The 758-nt window shown below is 44.1% G+C and carries 1 protein-coding gene; it reads right to left on the bottom strand.

Going from position 1 to position 758, the window contains the following annotated elements; translation table 11 throughout:
* Positions 1-758: glyceraldehyde-3-phosphate dehydrogenase (locus tag ACS8FC_RS16930; protein ID WP_439297643.1), on the bottom strand; the 758-nt coding region annotated here is incomplete at both ends.

Genomic DNA, 758 nt, shown 5'->3' on the forward strand with positions numbered 1-758 from the left:
TCATTATCATACCAAACATAGACGATAGCTTGGTTATCAGTCAAAATAGTCGCTTGGGCATCAACGATACCGACATGAGTCGTACCAACAAAGTCAGTAGATACGGCTTCTGTAGAATCGGTATAAGCAATTTGCGACTGCCACGTGCTGCTGTTAGCAATCTTACGCAAGAACTCATTCAACGCGTCAGCGCTTGCTGGTGCTGTTTTTAGATTCAAGTTCAAGATGGCTAGGCTGACATTTGGTGTCGGTACACGGATAGCATTACCCGTTAGCTTACCGTTCAATTCTGGTAATGCTTTACCAACGGCTTTTGCTGCGCCAGTACTGGTGATAACCATGTTCATCACCGCACTACGACCACGGCGGTCTGCTTTGTGATAGTTATCAACCAAGTTCTGATCATTGGTAAATGAGTGAATAGTCTCTACATGACCATTTACAATACCGTACTCATCGTTTAGTACATTTAATGTCGGTGTAATGGCATTAGTCGTACAGCTCGCAGCACTAACGATCGTATCGTCACCAACAGTGTCGTTATTCACACCGTAAACGACGTTTTTAATATCGCCGCCAGCAGGTGCTGTCAATAGTACTTTTTTTACGCCAGTAGACTGTAGATGCTTGCCAAGGCCCGCTTCGTCTTTCCAAATACCGGTGTTATCGATAACTAGCGCATTGTCGATACCATAAGCAGTATAATCGATTTCGCTTGGGTCTTTGGCATAGATAACTTGTACGAAACGACCATTAAC

Source organism: Psychrobacter sp. 1Y4, from assembly GCF_051847555.1.